This is a genomic window from Petrachloros mirabilis (assembly GCF_975968855.1).
Genome location: NZ_CDLUDY010000016.1, coordinates 1 through 6173 on the forward strand (window position 1 = coordinate 1; position 6173 = coordinate 6173).

Sequence of the window (6173 nt, forward strand, 5' to 3'; positions counted from 1 at the left end):
AAATCGCGGACCGCTTCATACTCATCTCTTGAATCGATCCATAATCGATCCACTTTCTTGCCGAAAAGATCCCGCACTACGCGGAAACTGAGGCTGAGATCGGAATGCAGGAGAATCGGAGCTGGGTGCTCCTCGGACTTGGTCCGAATGTCCTGCCAGAGCACATGCAAGAAGTCCACGTCGGATCGCAGTTCATCTTCCTTGACACCTTCACTCACCGTGCGAACGATGTAGCCGCAGCCGGGATGCCGGACCCGCTTCATGATGTCCTTCAGTCTGCTCCGCTCTTCGTCTTTTGCGATACGGCGCGAGACGCCGATGTGTTCGACATTCGGCATGAACACCAGGTAACGACCCGGCAGCGACACATAACTCGTAACGCGGGGGCCCTTGGTGCCGATGGGGCCTTTTGAAATCTGCACCATCAGTTCCTGTCCTTCGCTCAGCAATTGTTCAATTGGCTTCGAACTCTCGCGGCGAGCTCGAAGCTCGTCGCTATCCCGGTCGTCTTCCTCGGTATCGACGAGCGTATCCCCCGGTTCCGCATCCATCGAGATGTCCGAAACATGCATGAACGCCGCTTTCTCCAATCCGATATCGACAAACGCTGCCTGCATGCCGGGCAGCACCTTCGCGACTTTCCCTTTGTAAATGTTTCCCACAAAATCTTTATGTTTCGCACGATCTCCGAAGAGATCCGTAACAACTCCATTATCCAACACCGCCACGCGGGTTTCCTCCCGCGCGACCGTGATCGCAATCTCGACTCCCATACCGACTCCTTCCGTTCAGCAGTCCGATCGAAGCGACGTAAGAGAGGAACGCGGGGACCCCCAGGTTCCGATCTTCACTCAAGATCTCGTCGATTCGTCGGTCCGCACATAGATTTAATAAAATAAACTCAGGCGACGCCGTTTGACATTCAGCAACAATCCGAGAGAGGCCATCGTCATGATGGTCGCACTGCCTCCATAACTCATCAGCGGAAGAGGAATCCCGACAATCGGAAACATGCCTGCTGTCATACCGATGTTCACAACCACGCAGAAACAGAGCATGGAAATGACGCCGACCGCGAGAAGTGCGCCGAGTTCGTCTTTAGCGCGCGCCGCTATTTCCAGCGACAGCCATATCAGCGCGACAAACAATAGCAGCAGCACGAGAACCCCTATGAATCCCCACTCTTCCGCATAGACTGAAAACACAAAATCCGTATGCCCCTCCGGGAGAAATTTCAATTGACTCTGTGTCCCGCCGTACAAGCCCTTCCCCGTTAATTCACCCGCCCCGATCGCGATCCTTGATTGGAGCGCATGGTACCCCTTGCCTCCAGGATCGTAGTCAGGATCGACGAAAGCCATGATGCGCTGTCGCTGATAGCCGTGAAGCGACCCCCACATGAGCTCCCATGCAAAGGGGAACAACATTAGTGAGAACAGGAGAATCACGCCCAATGCCTGGGACCGCATTCCGACCATCAAGAGCATCGCCGCATAGACAGCCATGAAGCTCAATCCACTGCCGAGGTCCGGCTGTTTCAGGATCAACAGCAGTCCTGGCAACATCAACGCTCCGGGAATGACGACTCGCTGCAGCCAGCCGACACGCGGCGCCTTCGAGTAGTAATGCGCCATGACAAGGATAAGCACAAGCTTTGCGAATTCAGACGGCTGAAATGCAAATGGGCCGATAGGGATCCATCGTTGAGCTCCCCGGCTCGTCTTCCCCTCGAAAAGCACATACGCTAATAGAACCAGGATAATCGCATAGGCAGGATACGCTAATCTCGCGATGCGGTGATAATCCCACACCAGCATGATCAGGAACGCAACCGTCCCTACAAGGATCCACACCATTTGCTTGGCATAAAATGGCAGCCCGGAACCTGATTGATCGTGGGTTACACTGTAAATCGACAACACGCCGATACCAAGAATGGAAAAAATGAGGCAGAGGAAGCGCAAGTCGAAATTATCGAATCCGCGGCGATCCATCACCCTATCGATCATAGCTGTCCACCCCCCGCTCCTCGGCGCGGCAAATCGATCTCCGACCCTTTTCCCAGGGCTTTGGCTGAGAACTTTACATACGTTTCTATGACTTCCTTCGCCAAAGGAGCGGCGGCCGATCCCCCATGTCCCATATGCTCCCCCAGCACGGCGACAGCGATCTTCGGCTTGTCGACTGGAGCAAATGCGACAAACCAGGCGTGGTCCCTCAATTTTTTGGGAATGTCTTCCTCTGGACCAGTGCGGAGCGCCGCCGTTTGAGCCGTGCCGGTCTTCCCTGCAATCGTCACGATTGAGGACTTCGCGCGTGTCGCCGTCCCCTCGGTTACGACATCGGCCAGAGCCTCTCGAATGAGCTTTAAGGTCGCGGGTTTCAAGTTCAGCGTCTGTTTCGGCACCGCCGGTAATTCCTGCTGGTTGCCAGTTGTACGGTCTAGGATGGCCCTCACCAACCGTGGCCGATACATCACGCCGTTGTTCGCCACCGTACCAATCGCGCTGGCCATCTGTAGCGGAGTCACCGTGACGTAACCCTGCCCGATTGCCGCCGAAATCGTTTCCCCTGGATACCACTCCTCATGCTTGACCCGTTCTTTCCACTCTGTCGAAGGGACAATCCCAACCCGCTCTGAAGGCAGCTCGATACCGGTTTCTTGCCCTAGTCCAAACATTTGCGCGAACGATGCCATAGTGTCGATCCCCATGCGCTGGCCGACTGTATAAAAATACACGTCGCATGAGTGAATGAGGGCCTCGCGAAGATCGACGTACCCATGCCCCCCTGCCTTCCAGTCCCGGTTCACGCGCCTCCCGAACTGGTAGCCTCCAGAGCAAAACACGGTCGAGGAAGGCGACATCGTATTGGATTCCAGAGCTGCCGCTGCCATCAGCACCTTAAAAGTCGAACCTGGAGGGTATTGCCCCTGCGACGCTCTATTATTCAGCGGACGACCCTCGTCTTGAACGATTTCCGCCCATTGCTTGCCCGTCAATTCTCTCGACAGCACGTTCGGATCAAATGCCGGACGACTTGCCATCGCCAGGATATCACCCGTCGTCGGATCTAACGCGATAATCGCCCCCGCCTCCTCTCCGAGTAGTTCCTCCGACACCTTCTGCAGCCTCGCATCAATTGTCAAATAGAGATCGTCTCCTGGTCGCGGCTGATCAACTTCCACCGTACGTTTTTCATGTCCCAGGGCATCGACTTCGACGCTCTTCTGCCCTGCCTGTCCACGGACGATCTGGTCAAAAAACTTTTCGACGCCATATTGACCGACGATACTCCCTTGGTGCAGTTCGGCAAACTCCGGCTTTTCCAACTGCTCGGCCGATACCTCGCCGACATAGCCCATGACATGCGAAGCCGTAACTCCCATCGGATAATTGCGTTGCGATTCCACTTGGATCATGACGCCGGGCAATTCGAGACGATGTGACTCGATCAATGTGGCTTCCCGAAGGGTCAACCGGTCTTTGATCTTACGGGGCAGTTGCTTGGAACCGCGGACGGACAATTTCTTCTTCACCACCTCAGGATCCAAACCGATCAGTTCCGTGAGCCGATCGATTAGCGCCCCACGATCTCTTACGTCCTCAAAAGAAACATATAAGTTAAAACTCGGCACGTTATTCGCGAGGAGCACGCCATTCCGATCGTAAATCAATCCCCTGGCAGGCTCCAGAATGACCGAACGGGTCCGATTGTTTTCTGATAGGTCGCGATAGTAAGGCCCCTCTCGGATCTGAAGATGCCAAAGCCTGAGCCCCAGCAATGCTACGACCAAAAGGAGTCCCACGCGCAAGACGACAAGCCGGCGCTGGAGTTCGCCCAGCTCAGCATTATGGAGACGGGTCGTCGACATGCAGTTGTCTTCCTACTTCACCGAGAATATCGATCAACCATGCGTAACCGTTCAGCCACAAACCGCTGTTGTAGCAACAGCAGTACCCCAGTGCCCATTAGGGCGTCGAGGCAAGCTTGCGGCGCCACAACCGCCTGGATCATCCACCATGCGTCGGGCAGGGATAGGTTCTTCATGCTGAACACAGCAAGAAGCCCGACGGCAAGCGAGAACCCCAAGATTCCGAGGCAAAGGATTGTTGGAGTGATCTGCGCAACTTGGCGCCCCAACCATCCCGCGAAGAGCCCGGCACCGCCGGTCGTAACAACACTCAACCAGAGATCACTTGCAGAGTAGAGATTAAGCACCCACCCGATGACCAATCCAACTAAAAGTCCTTCAAGCTCACCGGCAATCAATCCGATCACAGCCGCCGCGACCAATCCACAATCCGGTTTGATTCCCCACACACTCACGTGCGGCAACAGAATCGTCTGAACCGGCACAAGGATTAATACTATGGCAAGATAGATCAGGATCTTCATGGCGACGGATTTTCCGTCCGGTTACTGTCGGCCTTCGGCTCTGAATCTGCCGTTGCACTGCGTGGTGACTGAATGACCAAGACTTCCTCCACACGTTCAACGTCAACCTCCGGCGTAAGTTCTGCCGTCTGAAAGAGCGCCCCCTCTTCTTTATCAATACTTGTTATCGTTCCAATCGCCAAGCCCCTCGGGAAACCGCCAACCAGGCCGGAGGTCACAACACGATCCCCTTCGCCCACTCCTGAAAGCATTGGAATGTACTTGAGCCTGACATGCCCCTTGGCCGTTCCCTCGACAATTCCCTCGTCCCGCGTCCGCTGAATCAAACCGGGGATTGCATTGTTGGGATCGTTCAAGAGAAGTACAACCGCAGTTCCGCCGGTTGCTTTGACCACCCGTCCCACAACTCCAGCCGGCGTGATCACTCCCATGTCAGGATAGATGCCGTCATGTTCTCCCTTGTTCAGAATTACCGAGCGATATCGATTCGTCGCATCACGACCGATCACCTGTGCCGCCACCATTGCAAACTGTGTTTGTTCTTTAAATTGAAGCAGTGCGGTCAGTCGCTGCGTGGCGGCAGCAGCCTCCCGCAACTGATTGTTCTCCCCGCGAAGCCAATCCATGTCCCGCCGCAGGCGCCGATTCTCCTCTTCGACCCCCTGCAAGGCCACGTACCGCTTCCATGTATCGGCGATGCCTTGATCCAGCGATGCAACCGCTTCGAGTGGAAGACGGACCAGTTGACCGACGGGACTATCGAAATAGTCTAGGAGCCCCTGACTCTGAGCGGGGAAAAGGAGAAGCGCGGCGAGGAGACAGGCAACCAATCCTAGCGCCAGACGCCTAGCACCGTAAGGAGAACGCACATTGACCATCCACATGGATCGGGATGGAACCTCTATCGGAAGGTATTGGCCTGGGACATGACCGCGACCTTGGCTAGCAGATCGAGTTCGTCGAGGATTTTCCCGACTCCCAACACCACGGAAGTCAGCGGGTCATCCACGGTGATGATCGGCAAATTCGTCTCCTCCCGAAAGCGAGTATCCATACCCTTGAGCATAGAACCTCCTCCGGTGAGCACAATGCCTCGGTCAATGATATCCCCCGCCAACTCAGGCGGGGTGTTTTCCAGGGCAACTTTGATCGCATTCACGATCGTTCCGATCGGTTCCTGCAAGGCCTCCCTGACCTCCGCGTCATCAACCACCAAGGTGCGTGGGATCCCGGAAATCAAGTCGCGCCCTTTAATCATCATGGTTTTTCGTTCCTCAAAGGGATAGGCGGAGCCGATCTCGAACTTGATCCGCTCAGCCATATGTTCCCCGATGAGGAGATTATATTTCTTCTTGATGTAATTCATGATCGCATCGTCCATGCGATCGCCGGCTACCTTGACCGATTCGCTGTATACGATCCCGCCCAGCGAAATCACCGCTATGTCAGTGGTACCACCGCCGACGTCAACCACCATATTGCCGGATGGCTCGGTTATCGGAAGCCCGGCACCGATAGCCGCCGCCACAGGTTCTTCAATGAGATACACTTCGCGCGCTCCAGCCAATTCGGCAGAATCGCGAACGGCCCTCTGCTCAACCTGGGTGATGCGGGACGGAACGCCGATGATGATGCGAGGCCGGACAAAAGCACTTCGATTGTGTGCTTTCTGGATGAAACGTTTGAGCATCTGTTCGGCCATTTCGAAGTCGGCGATCACGCCTTCCTTCATCGGCCTGACAGCAACTATGTTTCCAGGCGTACGACCCAACATC

At 55.3% G+C, this 6173-nt stretch carries 6 protein-coding genes; all 6 read right to left on the reverse strand.

All coding sequences use genetic code 11. The features are described 5' to 3' along the window. A partial coding sequence (locus ACWVCN_RS00560) for a ribonuclease E/G (protein ID WP_455243553.1) occupies positions 1-773 on the reverse strand: 773 nt, incomplete at its 3' end. A gap of 114 nt (positions 774-887) precedes the next feature. Next, positions 888-2009 carry a rod shape-determining protein RodA gene (gene rodA / locus ACWVCN_RS00565; RefSeq protein WP_455243554.1) on the reverse strand — a complete coding sequence of 374 codons (1122 nt, stop codon included), beginning with the start codon at positions 2007-2009 and terminating at the stop codon, positions 888-890. Beyond that, the gene (mrdA, locus tag ACWVCN_RS00570) at positions 2006-3874 is read right to left on the reverse strand and encodes a penicillin-binding protein 2 (protein WP_455243555.1); all 1869 of its coding nucleotides are present in this window, start codon (positions 3872-3874) and stop codon (positions 2006-2008) included. Before mrdA ends, rodA begins: the two co-directional genes overlap by 4 nt. Before the next feature lie 17 nt (positions 3875-3891). Beyond that, positions 3892-4398, reverse strand: coding sequence for a hypothetical protein (locus tag ACWVCN_RS00575; RefSeq protein WP_455243556.1), 507 nt, complete (start codon positions 4396-4398; stop codon positions 3892-3894). Then, complete coding sequence (mreC, locus tag ACWVCN_RS00580) at positions 4395-5276, reverse strand: rod shape-determining protein MreC (protein ID WP_455243557.1); 882 nt, start codon at positions 5274-5276, stop codon at positions 4395-4397. Before mreC ends, ACWVCN_RS00575 begins: the two co-directional genes overlap by 4 nt. Positions 5277-5299: 23 nt before the next feature. Next, the coding region (locus ACWVCN_RS00585; RefSeq protein WP_455243558.1) for a rod shape-determining protein at positions 5300-6173 on the reverse strand (874 nt) is incomplete at its 5' end.

What these genes read in the sequence shown, in the direction of transcription:
- mrdA (WP_455243555.1), bottom strand. Translation starts at nt 3,874, where the DNA reads ATGTCGACGACCCGTCTCCATAATGCTGAGCTGGGCGAACTCCAGCGC.
- mreC (WP_455243557.1), bottom strand. Translation starts at nt 5,276, where the DNA reads ATGGTCAATGTGCGTTCTCCTTACGGTGCTAGGCGTCTGGCGCTAGGA.
- ACWVCN_RS00575 (WP_455243556.1), bottom strand. Translation starts at nt 4,398, where the DNA reads ATGAAGATCCTGATCTATCTTGCCATAGTATTAATCCTTGTGCCGGTT.
- rodA (WP_455243554.1), bottom strand. Translation starts at nt 2,009, where the DNA reads ATGATCGATAGGGTGATGGATCGCCGCGGATTCGATAATTTCGACTTG.